The sequence below is a fragment of the Streptomyces sp. NPDC059371 genome (assembly GCF_042751995.1).
Classification (GTDB): domain Bacteria; phylum Actinomycetota; class Actinomycetes; order Streptomycetales; family Streptomycetaceae; genus Streptomyces.
The window spans coordinates 12,263-29,354 of sequence record NZ_JBHYXD010000111.1 but is presented as its reverse complement, the minus strand read 5'-3'; the positions used below and the strand labels follow the sequence as shown (position 1 = coordinate 29,354).

Here is a 17,092-nt window from a genome sequence, read left to right as displayed (position 1 = left end):
CGAGCTCTCGGCTCCGCTCGAGCAGGGGGGACCCCCATGACGCCGCCGGGCCCGCCCTCCGGGCGGACGACGCGACTTTGCGGACACGACCTAGCTCCGGCTCGCGTCCGGGTGGTGGCGGAGCCAGCCCGACCAGGCCGAGGTGATCATGTCCTCCACGTCGTAGCGGGCCTTCCAGCCCAGTTCGTCGGCGATGCGGTCGGCGGAGGCGACGACGCGGGCCGGGTCGCCGGGGCGGCGCGGGGTGGTGACCGGGGGCCGGTCGTACCCGGTGAGCGCGTTGATGCGGTCGATCATCTCGCGCACCGAAACCCCCTCGCCGCGGCCGATGTTGAGGGTCAGGGAGGCCCCGGGGGAGGCCGTCAGGGCGCGGGCCGCGGCCACGTGCGCCTCGGCCAGGTCGACCACGTGGATGTAGTCGCGCACGCAGGTGCCGTCCGGCGTCGGGTAGTCGTCGCCGAAGACGCGCGGCGCGGCGTCGTCCGTCAGCTTCTCGAAGACCATGGGGACGAGGTTGAAGACGCCCACGTCGGCCAGCTCCGGGGTCGCCGCGCCCGCCACGTTGAAGTAGCGCAGACAGGCCGTGGACAGACCCGTCGCGCGGCCGGTCGCGCGCACCAGCCACTCGCCCGCCAGCTTCGTCTCGCCGTACGGGCTCATCGGCGCGCACGGTGTCTCCTCCGTCACCAGGTCCACGTCCGGCATGCCGTACACCGCGGCCGAGGACGAGAAGACGAACGCCGTCACGGAGGCCGCGGTCACGGCCTCCAGCAGGACACGCAGGCCCTCGACGTTCTCCCGGTAGTAGTGCAGGGGCAGGTCCACGGACTCGCCGACCTGCTTCTTCGCCGCCAGGTGGACGACACCGGTGACGGAGTGCCCGGTGAGCGTCCGGGCCAGCAGGTCGCCGTCCAGGGTCGAGCCGACGACCAGCGGAACGTCCGACGGCACCCGCTCCGCGAACCCCGTGGACAGGTCGTCGTAGACCACGGCCTGTTCGCCCGCCTCGCGCAGCGCGCGGACGACGTGCGCTCCGATGTAGCCGGCGCCGCCGGTGATCAGCCAGGTCATGTGCGGCCGTTCCCCTCGTGAGTGAGTCCGTGGTGCCGGACGTCGTGCCTGCGGCCGGGGAGGGCGGGCGCGCGTGACGGTGTCCGCGTCCGCGCCTCGCGTCTCCGCGTCCGCGTATCAGTGAAGCAGGCGGCGGAGTCTGCGGGACACCACTCCGGTCATGCCCCGCAGGCCGGACGCCGTCCGCAGCCCCAGTGCCCCCGCGTGCGTCCGGTAGGGCTGTACGAGGAGAACACCGTGGTGAGCGTCGGCGACCGCGCGTCGGCGCAGCAGACCCGGGCCGCCGAGCGCGTGCGCCGACACCTCCCGGCTCGTACCGTCGTGAAAGCGCACGGCCAGGCGCAGATCCCAGACGCCCGCGCCCAGCGCCGACAGCTCCACCGGGGTCTCCGCGCACCAGGAGTCGCCGTGACGGTCGGCCACCAGGGCCGCCCGTCCGCTCAGGCCCACCCGCCCCTCCTCCCGGTGGACGAACGCCACGTCCACCGAGGCGGGACCCGCCTCGGCCATCCGCCCGTACAGCTCGTGCAGGCGCAGCCGCAGCCGGGTGCCCCGCGCCCGGGGGCGCAGTTCCGCGTCGACGGCTGCGGGCAGGAGATGGGCGGGCCGGCCCAGGAAGTGCTCCAGGGTCACCTCGGGGAGATCCGCGGACCACACGGGCATGCCGTCGCCGTCGCGGGTGTAGGGCGGGAGCAGCCGGGCCGGGCGGGCCGCGAGTTCCCTCAGGCGGGGCAGGTCGCGCGGGGCGGGGCAGGCGAGGATCACGCGGGCGACGAGGCGGCCGGGGGCGGCGGGGTTGACGCCGAAGTCGTCGGTGTCGAACGTCGACAGGTACGCCCGTGTGTGGTCCCACCAGGCGGTGCGGTAGCCGGGGGCGCGCAGTTCCAGTTCGCGCGTGTACATGCGCAGTTCGTGGTCGAGGAACTTGGCGCGCACGGCCCGCGCGAGCCGCTTCTCCCCGGCGCCCAGGAGGATCTCGTACGCCTCCCGGTTCGCCTCGGTGCGGGCCCGCCAGTTGTCGATGCCGGCGCGGTCGAGCGAGATGGACAGGCGGTCGGCGGTGCGTCGTACGTGCCAGATGTAGACCGTGTCGGGGATGAGCGCGATGCGCGGCGCGGCGGCCAGCACCCGCGCGGTGAACACGAAGTCCTCGTAGGGGTGGCGGCCTTCGGGGAAGCGGATGCCGTGCTCGCGCAGGAAGCCGGTGCGGTACAGCTTGTTGACGCAGAGGGTGTCGTGGGCGAGGCGGAGGCGGAGCGAGGGGCGGGATATCAGGGCGCGCCGCGCGTAGAGGGCGCGTTCCCAGGGGACCTCGCGGCCCGAGGGCAGTTCCCGGCGCACGCAGAGCCCGGCGGCGACCTCGGCGTGGTGTTCCTCCGCGGCCCCGAGCAGCGCGTCCACCGCGCCGGCCGGCAGGACGTCGTCGCTGTCCAGGAACATCAGGTACGGGGCGCCGGCCGCGTCGATCCCGTCGTTGCGCGGGCTACCGCAGCCGCCGCTGTTGACCGGCCGGTGGATCACCCTCAGGCGTGGCTCCCCTTCGGCGAGGGTGTCGAGGAGGGCGGCGCTGCCGTCCGTCGAGCGGTCGTCCACGGCGATCACCTCGCGCACGGCGGGACCCTGCGCGAGCGCCGAGCGCACGGCGTCCGCCACATGGGCGGCGTCGTCGTACCCGATGACGACGACGCTGACCTTCGCCTGATGAGGGTTCATGTGATCCACGGGCCGGAATCGTAGGGATTGCGGGTAATTCTCCGTCAAGAGGCGGTCACTGTCGCGTTCGGAGTCCGGTGGGAACCCGGTGAGTGCCGCGCTCCCGCCCGGCCGGCACGCCGCGGCGCGGGGCGGCCCCGGGCAGGCCCGACCGCCACAGCCGTACGAAGGACACTCCCGCCGCCGTCGCCAGCAGGCCGTTGCGTACGAGCATCAGCAGACAGCCCGTCCAGGTGCTGTGCACCACCTCGCCGTACAGCCCCGGATACACCACCGAACTGACCGCCGTCGCCGCCAGGATCAGCGCGGCGACCGGGCGCTGCGTGGTGTGCCGCGAGGTCAGGCAGACGGCGGCGAGGCCCAGCAGCCACACCATGTACTGGGGGCTGATCACCCGGCTGGTCACGGTGAACAGCAGGACGGCCGTGAGCGCCGCGTCGTACGGGGTGGCCGTCGTCCAGCGCCGTGCGCGGACCCGCCACAGCAGCACGAGCCCGAACGCGGCGACGGTCAGGGCGAGCGAGCAGGCCGCGACCGCGCCGGTGTACGGGCCGACGAACTCCATCGCGCCGTACTGGTAGCGGGCCGTGCCCGGCCAGCCGGCGTGGCGCGCGAAGCCCAGGACCGTGCCGCCGAGGGACTCGATCTGGACACCCCGGCCGCTCTGCTGGCGCAGGAAGTCGAACGGGCCGCTGAAGAGGCCCACGAGGACGGCGAGCAGCGCGGCCGCGGTGACCGCCGCCGAGGCCCACACCTCGCGGGTGCTCCGGCCCCGGGGGGTCCCGATCAGCGCCAGCGCGGGCCAGACCTTCACCAGGGCCCCCATCGCGGCGAACGCGCCGCACACGCGGGGGCGGCGCGAGAGCGCCAGCAGGGAGACGACGGCGAAGGCGGTGACCTGCACGTCGTACCGGGCGAGCGGGATGTGCAGCAGCAGGGGCAGGCCGAGCACCCACAGCCAGGCGCCGCGCGGACTGCGCCCGGGCCGCAGCCCGGCGCGGGTGAGGGCGGCGGCGATCACCGCGTCGGCGGCGAGCGCGCAGGCCACGAACGCGGTGAAGTACGTCAGTCCCGGCAGCAGCCCGGGCGCGAGCAGCACCGGGCCAGCGCCCGGCGGGTACTGCCACAGCCGGTCGCCGGCCGGGAACGCGCCCTGGGACAGCACGCCGTACCAGTGGAAGTACAGATGGCCCACCTCGCGCGACACCCCGCCCCCGCCGAGCGGGGCGAGCCGGTCGTGGGCGAGGAGCCACAGCATCAGGGCGCGGGTGGCGAGCCAGGCGGCGGCGAGGGCGCGGACACGTCCTGGCGTGCGGTGGTTCCGGAAGGGGCTCATCAAGCCCGGATCGTAAGCCGCATGGATGGGTCATGCTGTTCAATACGCTGTCAATACCGGCTAAAGGTTGTTAATAGCAAAAAATCGCCCCCATGGTGTATGCGTGGATGAGGCTGTCGACGGCGAGGCATCCGGCGGCCAGGTGCCCGACGGCCCGGCCCCCGGATGTCCGACGTACCGAGGCCCCCCGTGGCCGGGTCCCCGGTGGCCAGACCCTCCGTGGCCAGACCCCCCGTGGCCGGGCCCGGCCACGGGCCGACCGGCGCCGGCGCGTGGCGGCCGCCGTCCTGTCCGTCCTCGTGCCTGTCCTGGCCATGCTCGCGATCGGCCTGTGGGGGCTCGACCGCGGCGGCATGTGGCGCGACGAGGCGGTCACTTTCCAGGTTGCCCAGCGCTCGCTGCCCCAGATCTGGCACCTGCTGCACTCCGTGGACGCCGTGCACGGCCTGTACTACCTCCTCATGCACCCCGTCCTCGCCCCGTACCCCGGCGAGGTCGCCCTGCGCCTGCCCTCCGTCTGCGGCGCCGCCGCGACCGCCGGGCTCGTGGCCGCGCTCGGCGTCCGGCTGGGCCGCCCGCGCGTCGGCCTGTGGGCGGGCCTGCTGTACGCCGTCACGCCCATGACCGGCCACTTCGCCCAGGAGGGCCGCTCCTACGCGCTCGTCGCGGCCGGGGCGGCCGGAGCGACCCTGCTGCTGGTCAGGGCCGCCCGCTCCACCCGGTCCGGCCCCTGGTTCGCCTACGGGGCGACGGCCGCCGCCACCTGCCTGCTGCACGAAATGGCCCTGCTCCTGCTCCTCGCCCACGCCACGACGCTGGCGCTCGCCCGCGTACCGGCGCGGGTGTGGCGGGCCTGGACCCTCGCCGCCGTGGCCACGGCCTCGGTGCTGGCGCCCCTCCTCCTGGTCTCCCACGGCCAGTCCGCGCAGGTCGCCTGGCTGCCGCGCACCGGCCTCGCCAGCGCGAGGCGGCTGCTCGGGCTGTTCACCGGCCCGGCCCGGCTCGTGATCGTGCCGTACCTCGTCCTCGCCGCCCTCGCGTTCCGGCCCGAGCGGACCCCGCGCGGCACTCTCTCGCTCACGGCCGTCGCCCTGCCCCTGGTGGCCGTGCCCCCGGCGGTGCTGCTGACCGTGTCCCACTGGTGGCCGCTCTACGACGAGCGCTACGTCCTGTACGCCCTCGCCGGAGCCCCGCTGCTCGCGGCCGCCGGAGCCGACCACCTCACGGCGAGACTCCCGCGACTGCTGCCCCACGCCGTCACCACCGGCGTCCTCGCCGTGGCCCTCGCCCTCGCCGTCCAGCTCCCGCTGCTGCGCGCGGACCGCAGCCCCGACCGCCGTCCCGACGACCTGGCCGCCGTCTCCGCCGTCGCCCACCGCGCACTGCGCCCCGGCGACCCGGTGCTGTTCCTGCCGTCCCTCGCACGGCGCGCGGCCCTGGCGTACCCGAAGGGCTTCCGAGGGATCCGCGACATCGCGCTGAGCGTCCCCGCGCCCGCGTCCGGAACCCTGTACGGCCGTGAGGCGGACCCCGCCGAACTGCGCCGCAGGCTCGACCGGCTCGACCGGGTGTGGCTGGTCGCCGCGCCCTTCGCGACGCGCCGGGCCTGGTCCCCGGCGGAGGCGACCGAGCGCCTCAAGCTCGCCGTGCTCGACGAGCGGTTCGAGTCCGTGGAGCGGGTCGTGGGCCGAGGCGTGACGCTGCGCCTCTACGTGCGCCGGCCTACGTACATCCCGGAGCCTCGGACAGGGCTGCCTCGTCCAGTGCCACCGTCAGCCGGTCCAGCCGGGCCCGGAGCTCTCGGATCTCCTCCAGGTCCGCCCCGGTAGCGGCCGCGATCCGGCGCGGCACGTCCAGCGCGCGCTCCCGCAGCGCGGACCCCTCCTCGGTGAGCGCCACCCGCACGGACCGCTCGTCGCGCGCGCTGCGCTCGCGCCGTACGAGACCCGCCGCCTCCAGCCGCTTCAGCAGCGGCGACAGGGTCCCCGAGTCGAGCCGCAGATGCTCGCCGACCTTCTTCACGGGCAGCTCGCCGTGCTCCCACAGCACCAGCATGACCAGGTACTGCGGGTAGGTGAGCCCGAGGTCCTTCAGGAGGACGCGGTAGACGCCGCCGAAGGCGCGCGAGGCGGCGTTCAGCGAGAAGCAGATCTGCTCGTCGAGGCGGAGGAAGTCCCCTGTCACGGGGGACCCGGTGCTCGGGGCGGGTGTTGCGGTCATGCCCTCAGGATAGCTCTAGCGAGCAATTAAGTTGTGCACAACTGAATTGCGTGCTCTAATTCTGGTCGTGGGGTTGCCGGACCGGCGGCCCCCGCCACGATTCCGACCTGAGAGGGATGGTCCCCATGGACGCGCTCTACACCGCCGTCGCCACCGCCACCCACGGCCGCGAGGGCCGTGCCGTCAGCTCCGACGGCACGCTCGACCTCGAGCTCGGCATTCCGGTGGAGATGGGCGGCAGCGGCAAGGGCACCAACCCCGAGCAGCTCTTCGCCGCCGGGTACGCGGCCTGCTTCGCGAGCGCCCTCGGCCTGGTCGGCCGCGCCGCGAAGGTCGACGTCACGCAGGCCGCCGTGACCGGCGAGGTGGGCATCGGCAAGCAGGGCGAGGGCTTCGGCCTGGCCGTCACGCTCCGCGTCGAGCTGCCCGACACCGTGGACGAGGAGACCGGCCGCAAGCTGGTCGAGCAGGCCCACCAGGTCTGCCCCTACTCCAACGCCACCCGCGGCAACATCCCGGTCGAGCTCGTCATCGAGTAACCGGCACCGAGCGGGCCGGTGCCGGAGGGTCCGTCATCGAGCGGCACGGACCGCCGCACCGGCCTCACGTCGTGTCCGCGACGTCCTCGCCCGCCCTGTGGGCGGACGACGCGACGTCACGGACGCGACCCGGCACCGGCACCCGCATCGCCCTTCGCGCCGGCTCCTGCGCCGGCCGCCGCACCGGTGCGGGTGCCGGGCCCCGGTCCGATCCGGGCCAGCACCTCCCCGGTCTCCCGGCTCCACGCCACCACCGTCGCCTCCTCGGGCACCGGCCGCCAGCGCGTCAGCAGCAGCCAGCGGGCGTGGTACCGGTCGGCGACGGCCATGCGTTCGGCCCTGGTCGACGACGGGTCGAGATAGGCGCGCACCGCCGCGAGCCGGCGCAGCCGCTCGCTCTCGGCGAGGGCCGGGTCGGGCCAGGCGGGCGCCGCGAGATCCGGGCCGTAGCCCGCGAGTAGATGGACCGAGTAGTACCCGTCCGCGATGACCGCCTCGCCGGGCCGGATGTACCGGGCCGCCCAGTCGTACGTCGGCCAGTGCGGCGGCTGGGCGAAGCCGACGGGGTCGAGCCATCGCGGCACCACCGCTCCGGCCTGCACGGTCAGGAACCCGGTCAGCGCGCCCGCGGCCGCGATCCCGCCCAGCAGCCGCCGCCACGGTCCCCACGGCCGCGGCTCCGCCAGCTCCACCCCGAGCGCGAACTGCAGCGGCACCAGCGTGAGCCCGAGGATCCTGCCGTACGTGTAGTGCCCGCTCGCCCAGCCGTACGCCACCACCGCGCACTCCAGCGCGAACATCAGCACCAGCGGATCGCGCCACCCGTGCCCCTCGCTCCGCCGGGCGCGCCGGGCGCGCAGCCACAGCGCGGGCACCCCGGTCAGCGCCAGCCAGAAGTGTCCGGGCATCCGGTCGTACAACTGCTCGTGCATGGCGTCCACGCTGCGGTCCCCGGTCAGCGCGAAGACGTCGAAGTACGGCCACGCGTACGCGACGAGGAGCGCCACCGCGCCCGTGAGCAGCCACCGGCACACCACCGCCGGACGCCGGCCGCGCTGCCGGGCCGCAACGAACGCCACCCCGCCCAGCACCGCCGCGATCGACGTGATCGGATGCACGAGCAGGATCAGTCCGTACAGGGCGCCGAGCGCCGCGTACCCCCACCGGCTCCCCAGGCCGCCCGGTCCGACGAACCGGACGAGGCCGCCCGTGCCCGCCGCGCGCCGGCCGGTGAACGCCCAGGCCCAGAAGGCCAGTCCGATGGCGAACGTCGAGGGATAGCCCAGGTTGCCGGTCATCGACATCAGCCCGAGGTAGCCGCTCCACCAGGCCCGCTCCGTGCCCCACAGCAGCACCATCGCGAACAGACACAGGACCGGCGCCGCGCGACGGGGTGTCAGCACCCGGGTGAAGCGGCCGATGCCGGTCAGGAGCACCAGCAGGTTGACGGGCCCCGACAGCCGCACCACCGCCCAGCCGCCGAGTCCGGTCAGCCGGGCGAAGGCGCCCTGGGCCACCGCGTACGGCGAGTAGTACGGACTGCCCGCGCCCGGCAGGTCCGCCATCGGATGGCGCGGGTGCAGCAGGTCCGCCCGCAGACGTTCGACGACCGCCGCGTGCTGGCCCGCGTCGCAGCACAGCGGGATCCGCCAGTACGCGAGCGTCAGCACCAGCCAGAACAGGCCGCCCCAGACCTGGTACGGCGTCGGACGCAGGCGGCCCCGGCCGCGCAGCGCCGTCGCGCCGCGGACGGCCTCCCGCCGGGTGACGACGTCGGCGCTCATCGGGCGGCGGGGGAACAGGGAGCGGCGGTTTCCGGCATCTGCCCTATATGCCCGCCGCGATCGGCGGCCTAGCCCTTGATCACCTCATCGAGCGACCTCGGACTCCCTCCTTTTGGGCCCCGGAACCAGCCCGCCGGGCAGCCGCGTGCCCGGGCGGGCGACCGTGTCGAGCAGCAGGGGCAGGCCCACCGCCGGCAGCAGCCACAGCAGCACGATCAGCCGGTCGCCCCAGACGTTGATGTCGGGGTGCGCGGCCTGGTTGAGCACCCCGGTGCCCGCCGCCGCCAGCAGGAACACGGCGAACGCCCGATGCCTGCGCAGCGCCCCCCACCCGGCCGCCACTACGGCCGCGAGGAACAGCGGCTCCCACAACTGGCGGCGCGTCCACTCGATCCAGAAGGCCGCCTCCAGATGGAGGAACTCCGGCCACGGATGGACGCGGTCGGGACGCGCGTAATGCCCCGTGAGCAGATCCTGCACGCTCTCCGACTGGGACGGGTAGTGCAGGACCTTCGCGAGCAGCACGGTGGCCAGCACGCCGCAGCCCGCCACCACGCCCAGTGTCCGCAGCGGCCCGTCCCACCGGCGCCGCCGCGCCAGGAGCACCGCGCAGGAGGCGCCGAGGCACAGCCCGAGGAACAGCGCCTGCGAGTGCTTCACCGTGAACAGGACCGCCAGGCAGCCGCCGACCAGCCAGGTCCCGGCCCGCGCGCGGCCCTCCAGGACCAGCGCGCAGCCCCACAGGGCCGCGAGGGTCACGGCCATCATCAGGCCCTCGGTCATCGGGCGCATCGCCGTCGTACCGCACGGCAGGACGTAGTACAGGGCCTGCCCGGTCAGGGCCGCGCCGGTGGAGGTGCCCAGGGTGCGCAGGAGGAGGAAGAGGAGGACGCCCCCGGCCACCGTCACGACGACGGCCGAGGCCCACAGGCCCCAGGTCACCCCCAGCAGCGTGACGAAGGGAACCAGCAGCACCGGATACCCCGGCCGCGCCTCGAAGATCCGCATGAAGCGGGGCGGCATGAACGGCACGGTGTGTCCCGTCGTCCGCCCGGCCGCCAGCCGCGCGGACAGGCCCCGCCACTGCTCGCGCCGGCACTCGGCGACGACCCGCCGGGTCGGGCTCGCGCGATGGAAGCGCACCACGTCGACGGCCTGGTTGCGCCGGGCCACGGACGCCTTGCCCGCGCACACGTAGTCGATCGTCAGCGCGGCGGCCTCCTGCTTGCCGTAGCCGCTCAGATCCAGCGCGTACGTCAGGTAGTTCTTGGTGTCGGGGGTGTCCCGGTCGGTGACGTTGGCGAGCTGGAGGACGGCGAAGACGACGGCGATCAGGATCACCCGGGCACGGGCCGAACGCGGGACCCGCGTCCGGAACCGGCGGGACCGCGCGGCTCCGGGCGCACCACCGGAGCCGCCCGAGACGCCGCCCGTCACGCCTGTCGCGGGGCCGGTCGCGGGGCCGTCCGAGGCGGTGCTCATGACGACGCGAGGACGTCGTGGCCCGCCTGGGCGGGCAGGGCGGCGGTCGTCGACGGCGGTACGGGCCGCTCGCCGAGCATCAGCGTGCGCACCACCCGCTCCGCGGCCCTGCCGTCGTCGAACTCGCAGAACCGTGACCGGAATCCGGCCCGCAGCCGATCCGACTCCCCGTCCCGCCAGGCCTCCGACGCGAACAGCTCCGCCAACTCCCGCTGTGAAAGGGCGACATGCCCCGGCGCGTCGGCCGTGATGTCGAAGTAGGCGCCCCGGCTCGCCGCGTACGCGCCCCAGTCGTCGGCGAGGAGCACGATCGGCCGGTCGAGGTTGGCGTAGTCGAACATGAGGGCCGAGTAGTCGGTCACCAGGGCGTCGGAGGCCAGCATCACGTCCTCGACGCAGGGCTCGTCGGTCGCGTCGACCACGACACCGCGCCGGTGCAGCTCGGCCAGCCCCATCCCGCGCGCCGGACCGTCCGCGAGCGAGGGATGCAGCCGTACGACCAGGGTGTGGTCCGCGCCGAGGCCGTCCGCGAACGCGGCCAGGTCGAGGCGCTCGGCATGCCCGCCGCGGACGTAATCGCGGCGCGTCGGCGCGTACAGCACCACCCGGTTCCCGGCCGGGACCCCGAGGCGCGCGCGGGCCGCCTCCCCGTCCCCGGGCCGGGCCCGCACCAGGACGTCGTTGCGGGGGCTGCCGCTGCGCAGCGAGGTGAAGTGACAGGGGTAGGCGCGGCCCCAGACCAGCTCCGAGTGCCGGTTGGCGACCAGGCTGTAGTCCCAGCGGTCGGCGCGGCGCAGCATCTGCGGCACGTCGACGCCGTGCCGCGCGCCCGGCTTGTGCAGCAGGTCCGCGGCCATGTACTTGAGCGGGGTGCCCTGGTGGGTGTGGACGTGGACGGTGCCGGGCCGCTTGACCAGTGAGCCGGGCCAGTTGACGTTGTTCACGAAGTACGTGGCCCGCGCGGTGATCCGGCGATAGGCGAGCGAGTCGAGCAGGACGTGCTCGGTGTCCGGCGGCAGCAGCGCCGCCTGCTCCTCGTCGCGCACCACCCACACCCCGCGTACGTGCGGGGCGAGTTCGCGCGCCGCGGTGTACACCGCGGCCGGATCGCCGAGCACCCCCCGGTGCGAGAACGCCGAGTACACCGCCAGATGCGGGTCCAGCGGCCGGTGTCCGTGCACCGCGGACCAGCCGTGCTTGACCCGCGCGGCGACGGCCCGGCGGGCCTGCTGTCCGCGCCGGCCCAGTTCCCGGCCCGCGCGGTCCGCCTGCCGCCGTACCCGGTAGCGCGTGAAACCGCCCTCCAGGAGCCGCAGTTCGGCCGGGACGGGACCACTCTTGTGCCTGCGGAACAGCGCGGCCGTCAGCCGGAAGAACTCGGCCTTGTCCCCCTCGGGCAGCCGGTCCTCCTTGGAGAGGATGTCGAGGCAGTGCTCGCCCATCTTGCGGTGCAGATACGGGCGCCAGTGCGCGAGTTCCGGCCGGGAGCCGACGAACGCGAAGACCCGCTCGTACTGGTCGTGGATGTCGAAGTGCTTGCGGCTGGTGGTGGACAGGATGTTGCCCTGCCTGCGCTGGCGGTAGGCCAGACAGATCCGGTCCAGGGCCGCGATCCGCTCCGCGCTGAGCATCACCGGGAACGTCCAGGGCGTGTCCTCGTAGTACCCCGGCGGGAAGGCGAAGCCCTCCCGCTCCACGAACGCGCGGCGGTAGACCTTGTTCCACACCACCATCAACAGATCGAGGATCTCCGGGTGTTCGGCCGCGGAGAAGGTGCCGGGTCCCGCCTCCGCGAGGACCCGCGCGAGCACGTTCCTGCGGGTGCCGCCCCACCAATAGGTGCGCGCGTAGTCGAAGACCAGCACATCCGGGTCGGCCGTCTCGTCCAGGCGGTCGGCGACGGCGCGCAGCGCGCCCGGTGTGAGGGTGTCGTCGCTGTCGAGGAAGAAGAGGTAGTCGCCGCCGGCGAGCGGCATCCCGGCGTTGCGGGCGCGGCCGAGCCCCACGTTCTCCGGCAGGTGCAGCACCCGTACCCGGGGATCGCGGGCCGCGTACTCGTCGAGGATCGCGCCGCAGCCGTCCGGGGAACAGTCGTCGACGGCGATGACCTCGACGTCCGCGTACGACTGCTCCAGGACCGAGTCGAGACACTCGCGCAGAAAGCCCTGCACCTTGAAGACGGGGACGATGATGCTGAAGCGGGGCACGTCAGCTCCTTACGAGGGTGGACGCGGCGGGAGCCGGGACGCGTTCGGCGAGCGGCAGGACGGGCGGGATCGTCTCGGGGGACTCGCCCAGCAGCACCCGGCGCACCACCCGCTCGGCGGCCCTGCCGTCGTCGAACTGGCAGAAGCGCTCACGGAAGCGGGCCCGCAGCGCGGCGGCGGCCGGATCCGCGTAGGAGCCGTCGGCGAACAGCGCGGCCAGCTCGTCCGGGGTGCGCGCCACCCGGCCCGGCGGCTCCTCCAGCACGTCGAAGTAGACGCCCCGGGTCTCCCGGTAGACCTCCCAGTCGTCCGCGTACACGACGACCGGGCGGTCGAGGTTGGCGTAGTCGAACATGATCGACGAGTAGTCCGTGATCAGCGCGTCGGCGGCCAGACAGACGTCCTCGGAGGACCGGTGCCCGGTCACGTCGATGATCCGTCCGCTGCCGCGCCCACGGCCCTCGTCGTAGAAGTAGTGGGCGCGCAGCAGGACGACGAACTGCTCGCCGATCGCCTCGCAGAAGGCCTCCAGGTCCAGCCGGGACTCGAAGCCGGTGCTGTGGTCGCGGTGCGTGGGCGCGTACAGCAGCGCCGTCCGGCCCTCGGGCACCCCGAGCCGTTCGCGGACCCGGGCCACGTCCTCGGCGGTCGCCGTGCAGTAGACGTCGTTGCGCGGATAGCCGTACTCCAGCGCCTCGTAGCCGCCCGGGAAGGCGCGTTCCCACATCTGGGTGGAGTGCCGGTTGGAGGAGAGGTTGTAGTCCCAGCGGTCCACCCGGGCCAGCAGTTTCGTGAAGCTGCCGGTCGCGGCGGCCACCACCGGGAACGTGGACTGGTCGACACCCATCTTCTTCAGCGGTGTGCCGTGCTGGGTCTGGAGATGCACGCTGCCGGGGCGTTTGACCACGCCGTCCGCGAAGTTGGCGTTGTTGACCAGGTACTTGGCGCGGGCCAGCACCTCCCAGGCGCGGCGGCTGCCGATCACCGCGTGCTCGACGTCCTTCGGCAGCGCGTCGACGGCCTCCGGCTCGACCAGGAACACCGACCGGATGTGCGGGGCGAGTTCACGGGCCCTGGCGTGGATCGCCGCCGGATTGCAGGCGTAACCCCGGCCCCAGTACGCGCAGTACACCGCGAGGTTCTCGTCGAGGGGACGGCGGAGCTGCAGGGCGTAGCGCGCCCGGATGCGCAGTGTCCGCCCCCGGGGTACCCGGCGCAGCACACCGGAGACGGCCCGGTTCGTGCCGCGCAGCGCGCGGAACGCGCTGTACGCGCCCGCCGCGAGCAGCAGGTGCTGGACACCGAGACTGCCCGCCGGAGCCCGGAACCCGGCCGGACGGTGCCGCCGGTAGAGCTTGCCCGCCCGGCGGAAGAAGGCCCGGCGGCGCCGCGCGGGTACCCGCTCCGGGTGCGCGGCCGCCTTCAGGACCAGGGAGAAGAGCCGGCTGAACAGCGCCTTCGACCGGGCCGCGGGCAGGGTCCGCCGTGAGGCGTGGACGAGGACCCGCTCGACCTGGTCGAGGAGGTCGAAGTGGTGCTCGCCCGGCGCGTTGAGCCGGCTGCCCTGGCGGCGCAGATGATGCCGTACACAGACCGTGCGCAGCACCGCGGGCCGCTCGGCCGTCACCGTCACCAGGCCGCCCCAGCCGGTGTCCGTGAAATGCCCCTCGGGGAAGGCGAGTTCGTGCTCGGCGACGAAGCCGCGGCGGTACACGGCGCTCCACGCCGGAACGTGTACGCCGAGGACCTCAGGGGCCTTGTCGAGCGGGGGCGTGTTCGGCTCGCCCTCCCACCAGTGCACCCGCTGATGCCCGAAGTAGAGGACGTCCAGGCCGGCCGGGAGACCCGCGTCCAGGGCGTCCAGGGCGCCCGGCACCAGTTCGTCGTCGCCGTCGAGGAAGATCAGGTACGCGCCCTTCGCCGCCGCGATCCCGGTGTTGCGCGCCGCGCTCAGTCCGCCCGACGGCGGCGAATGGACCGGGACCACCCGGGAGTCCCGGTCCGCGTACGCGGCGGCGACCGACGCGGTCGGGGAGTCCGGCTCGTCGCAGACCGGGATCAGCTCGAAGTCGCCGAAGGACTGGGCCAGGACCGAGTCCAGCGCGCGGGCCAGGTGCCCGGCGACTTCGAAGGTGGGCACGATGACACTGAAGCGGGGCATTCTGCTCTTTCTCTCAAGGGGCGCCGGACGGGGAATTCATCGCCCGGGGCGCCCGGCCGGCCGCCAGGTGGCGGGCCGGGTGGGCGTCGGCCGCGAGGGACTGGACGGCACGCGGACTCCGGGTTCAGAGGGTCTCGGTCAACGGAACGGCGACCCCGGGAGCGGGGACGCGTGCCAGGGCCGGCTCGGCCGAAGGAACCGGGCGGCGTTCGGCGAGGGGGACGAACGGGGGCAGTCCGGCGCTCTCGCCGAGCACCACGTGCCGTACGACCCGTTCGCCGGCCCGCCCGTCGTCGTACGGGCAGAACCGCTCGCGGAACGCGGCCCGCAGCCGCGCCGACTCCGGGGCGCGCCACCGCCCGGTCGCGAAGACGTCGATCAGCTCGTCCTCTCCGCGCGCGAGGGCGCCCGGCGGGAAGGCGCGCACGTCGAAGTAGGTGCCGCGGGCCGCCTCGTACGCCTCCCAGTCGTCGGCGAGGACGACGACCGGCCGGTCCAGGACCGCGTAGTCGAACATCAGCGACGAGTAGTCGGTGACCAGCGCGTCCGAGGCGAGGCACAGCGACTCGACACTCGGATGGCCGGACACGTCGATGACCCGGCCGCCCGCCGTCTCCGTGAGCGGCGCCCCGTAGGCGTGATGGGCGCGGGCCAGCACGACGAACCGCGGGCCCAGCTCGCGCAGCACCCGCTCCAGGTCCAGGGTGCGCGGGGGGCTGTGCCGGTAGTCGCGGTACGTGGGCGCGTACAGCACGGCGACCGTGCCGGCGGGGATGCCGAGCGAGGCGCGCAGCCGGTCCACGTCCGCCGACGTCGCGTGCTGGAACACGTCGTTGCGGGGCAGCCCGTACTCCAGCGTGGTGTACGAGGAGGGGAAGACGCGCTCCCAGACCAGCGTGGAGTGGCGGTTGCCGGACAGGCAGTAGTCCCACTTGTCGGCACCGCGCAGCAGCTCGGCGAAGTCGGTGCCGCGCGCGGCGGCCGGGCGGTCCTGGAGATCGAGTCCCATCCGCTTGAGCGGGGTCCCGTGCTGCGTCTGGATCATGATCTGGCCGGGCCGCTTGACCAGCCGCCGGTCGAAGTTGACGTTGTTCACGAGGTACTTGGAGCGGGCGAGCGCCGTCCAGTACGCCGCCGTGCCCGGACGCAGCCGCCGCGTCCGGTCCGGGATCGTGTGGTGGTGCTCGGCGTGCGCGATCCACGCGGTGCGGACGTGCGGCGCGAAGCTGCGGAACGCGGACTCCAGGGCCCCCGGGTTGCAGCCGTGGCCCCGGCCCCAGTAGCTGGAGAAGACGGCACGGTCCGCGCGCAGCGGAAGACGGAGCTGCACGCGGTAGTGGAACTGGAGCGCGGCACCGCGCACCGCGCGCCGCAGTCCGGCGGCCGGCCGCACGGCTCTCTTCCCGACCCGCGACAGGAACGACAGCAGACGGTACGTGCGATGCGTGCCGAGGCCCACCAGCGCGTGGCGCAGCCGGGTGCTCGGACCGGCCGGCGCGCCCGGGACGCGGTAACGGCGGTAGTGCGCACGGGCCTTGCGCAGGAACTCGGCCCGGGCAGCGCGCGGCAGCCGGCCCCGCTTCACGAACACCGTGGCGAAGTGGTCGATCATGCGCCGGAACAGCACCGGACGCCACCGGTCCAGCTCCGGATGCGCGGCGACATGCGCGAAGACCCGGTCGTACTGCTCGAAGACGTCGAAGTGCTGACGGCTGCTGGTGCCGAGGATGCTGCCGTGGCGCCGCTGGCGGTAGTGCACACAGACCCGGTCGAGGGTCGCGATCGTCTCGGCGGACATCAGCGCCGGATACGTCCAGGGCGTGTCCTCGTAGTAGCCGGGCGGGAACCGGAAGCCCGCGCGCTCGACGAACTCCCGGCGGTACGCCTTGTTCCACACCACCATCAGCAGCCGCAGCAGTCCGGGCCGTTCGTCCAGCCGGAACGGCGCCGGGCCCTCCTCGGTGAGCTGCGCCGCGGCCTGGTTCCGGACGGCCTCGCCCGACCAGTACGTGCGCGCGTAGTCGTACACCAGGACGTCCGGGTCGCCCGTCTCCTCCAGCCGGGCGGCGATGGCCCGCAGCGCGTCCGGGGTGAGCGTGTCGTCGCTGTCCAGGAAGATCAGGTAGTCGCCGGTGGCCCGGTCGAGACCGGCGTTGCGGGCGCGCCCGAGGCCCACGTTCTCGGGCAGGTGCACGGCGAGCACCCGGGAGTCGCGGGCCGCGAACTCGTCGATGACCGCCCCGCAGGCGTCGGGTGAACAGTCGTCGACCGCGATGAGTTCGAGATCCGGGCAGGACTGTTCGAGCACGGATTCAAGGCACTCGTGCAGGTACGCCTGAACCTTGTACACGGGGACGATGACACTGAACCTGGGCACGGGACATCCATGGGTCGGCGCGGGCATACTGCCCGGGAACGGCCGAAGGGGTGACTTGGTTACGCCAGATGTGGCATCCGGGGGACGTCGGGTGAACGCCGAGGGGGGGGGGGGGGGGGGGGCCCGCCCCCCCCCCCCCCCCCCCCCCCCCCCCCCACCCCCCCCCCCCCCCCCGCCCGCCACACCCCCCCCCCACCACCCC

At 73.9% G+C, this 17,092-nt stretch carries 11 protein-coding genes; 2 read left to right on the top strand and 9 right to left on the bottom strand.

Annotated elements, in window-relative coordinates:
- Positions 1-90 precede the first annotated feature (90 nt).
- The 3 genes from galE to ACFXGX_RS37205 all read right to left on the bottom strand — a co-directional run bounded on the left by galE (position 91) and on the right by ACFXGX_RS37205 (position 4,120).
- Positions 91-1,071, bottom strand: a complete 981-nt coding sequence (gene galE / locus ACFXGX_RS37215; protein ID WP_384800870.1) for a UDP-glucose 4-epimerase GalE — start codon at positions 1,069-1,071, stop codon at positions 91-93.
- A 117-nt stretch (positions 1,072-1,188) separates the two neighbouring features.
- On the bottom strand, positions 1,189-2,784 hold the full coding sequence (locus tag ACFXGX_RS37210; RefSeq protein WP_384800867.1) for a glycosyltransferase family 2 protein: 1,596 nt from the start codon (positions 2,782-2,784) through the stop codon (positions 1,189-1,191).
- Between the two features lie 55 nt (positions 2,785-2,839).
- Positions 2,840-4,120 (bottom strand): glycosyltransferase 87 family protein, encoded by a 1,281-nt coding sequence (locus ACFXGX_RS37205; RefSeq protein ID WP_384800864.1) that lies wholly within the window; start codon positions 4,118-4,120, stop codon positions 2,840-2,842.
- Between the two features lie 272 nt (positions 4,121-4,392).
- Here ACFXGX_RS37205 and ACFXGX_RS37200 point away from each other — a divergent pair, with 272 nt between their 5' ends.
- Positions 4,393-5,949: a hypothetical protein gene (locus tag ACFXGX_RS37200; protein WP_384800861.1), complete on the top strand. Its 1,557-nt coding sequence runs from the start codon at positions 4,393-4,395 to the stop codon at positions 5,947-5,949.
- Here ACFXGX_RS37200 and ACFXGX_RS37195 read toward each other — a convergent pair.
- Positions 5,843-6,340 (bottom strand): MarR family winged helix-turn-helix transcriptional regulator, encoded by a 498-nt coding sequence (locus ACFXGX_RS37195; RefSeq protein ID WP_384800858.1) that lies wholly within the window; start codon positions 6,338-6,340, stop codon positions 5,843-5,845. The genes ACFXGX_RS37200 and ACFXGX_RS37195 overlap by 107 nt on opposite strands.
- Before the next feature lie 125 nt (positions 6,341-6,465).
- Between ACFXGX_RS37195 and ACFXGX_RS37190 the strand changes: the two genes are divergently transcribed.
- Positions 6,466-6,879: an organic hydroperoxide resistance protein gene (locus ACFXGX_RS37190; protein WP_361681287.1), complete on the top strand. Its 414-nt coding sequence runs from the start codon at positions 6,466-6,468 to the stop codon at positions 6,877-6,879.
- A gap of 116 nt (positions 6,880-6,995) precedes the next feature.
- Here ACFXGX_RS37190 and ACFXGX_RS37185 read toward each other — a convergent pair whose 3' ends face one another.
- From ACFXGX_RS37185 to ACFXGX_RS37165, 5 genes are all read right to left on the bottom strand, one after another.
- The gene (locus tag ACFXGX_RS37185; protein WP_384800855.1) at positions 6,996-8,663 is read right to left on the bottom strand and encodes a hypothetical protein; all 1,668 of its coding nucleotides are present in this window, start codon (positions 8,661-8,663) and stop codon (positions 6,996-6,998) included.
- 84 nt (positions 8,664-8,747) lie between these two features.
- On the bottom strand, positions 8,748-10,004 hold the full coding sequence (locus tag ACFXGX_RS37180) for a hypothetical protein (protein ID WP_384800876.1): 1,257 nt from the start codon (positions 10,002-10,004) through the stop codon (positions 8,748-8,750).
- Between the two features lie 137 nt (positions 10,005-10,141).
- Entirely contained in the window at positions 10,142-12,352 is a 2,211-nt protein-coding gene (locus tag ACFXGX_RS37175) for a CDP-glycerol glycerophosphotransferase family protein (protein ID WP_384800852.1), read from the bottom strand.
- A gap of 1 nt (position 12,353) precedes the next feature.
- Positions 12,354-14,513: a CDP-glycerol glycerophosphotransferase family protein gene (locus tag ACFXGX_RS37170; protein ID WP_384800849.1), complete on the bottom strand. Its 2,160-nt coding sequence runs from the start codon at positions 14,511-14,513 to the stop codon at positions 12,354-12,356.
- A gap of 124 nt (positions 14,514-14,637) precedes the next feature.
- Complete coding sequence (locus ACFXGX_RS37165; RefSeq protein WP_384800846.1) at positions 14,638-16,890, bottom strand: CDP-glycerol glycerophosphotransferase family protein; 2,253 nt, start codon at positions 16,888-16,890, stop codon at positions 14,638-14,640.
- Between the last annotated feature and the right edge of the window lie 202 nt (positions 16,891-17,092).

What these genes read in the sequence shown, in the direction of transcription:
- galE (WP_384800870.1), bottom strand. Translation starts at nt 1,071, where the DNA reads ATGACCTGGCTGATCACCGGCGGCGCCGGCTACATCGGAGCGCACGTC.
- ACFXGX_RS37205 (WP_384800864.1), bottom strand. Translation starts at nt 4,120, where the DNA reads ATGAGCCCCTTCCGGAACCACCGCACGCCAGGACGTGTCCGCGCCCTC.
- ACFXGX_RS37195 (WP_384800858.1), bottom strand. Translation starts at nt 6,340, where the DNA reads ATGACCGCAACACCCGCCCCGAGCACCGGGTCCCCCGTGACAGGGGAC.
- ACFXGX_RS37190 (WP_361681287.1), top strand. Translation starts at nt 6,466, where the DNA reads ATGGACGCGCTCTACACCGCCGTCGCCACCGCCACCCACGGCCGCGAG.
- ACFXGX_RS37185 (WP_384800855.1), bottom strand. Translation starts at nt 8,663, where the DNA reads ATGAGCGCCGACGTCGTCACCCGGCGGGAGGCCGTCCGCGGCGCGACG.
- ACFXGX_RS37170 (WP_384800849.1), bottom strand. Translation starts at nt 14,513, where the DNA reads ATGCCCCGCTTCAGTGTCATCGTGCCCACCTTCGAAGTCGCCGGGCAC.
- ACFXGX_RS37210 (WP_384800867.1), bottom strand. Translation starts at nt 2,784, where the DNA reads ATGAACCCTCATCAGGCGAAGGTCAGCGTCGTCGTCATCGGGTACGAC.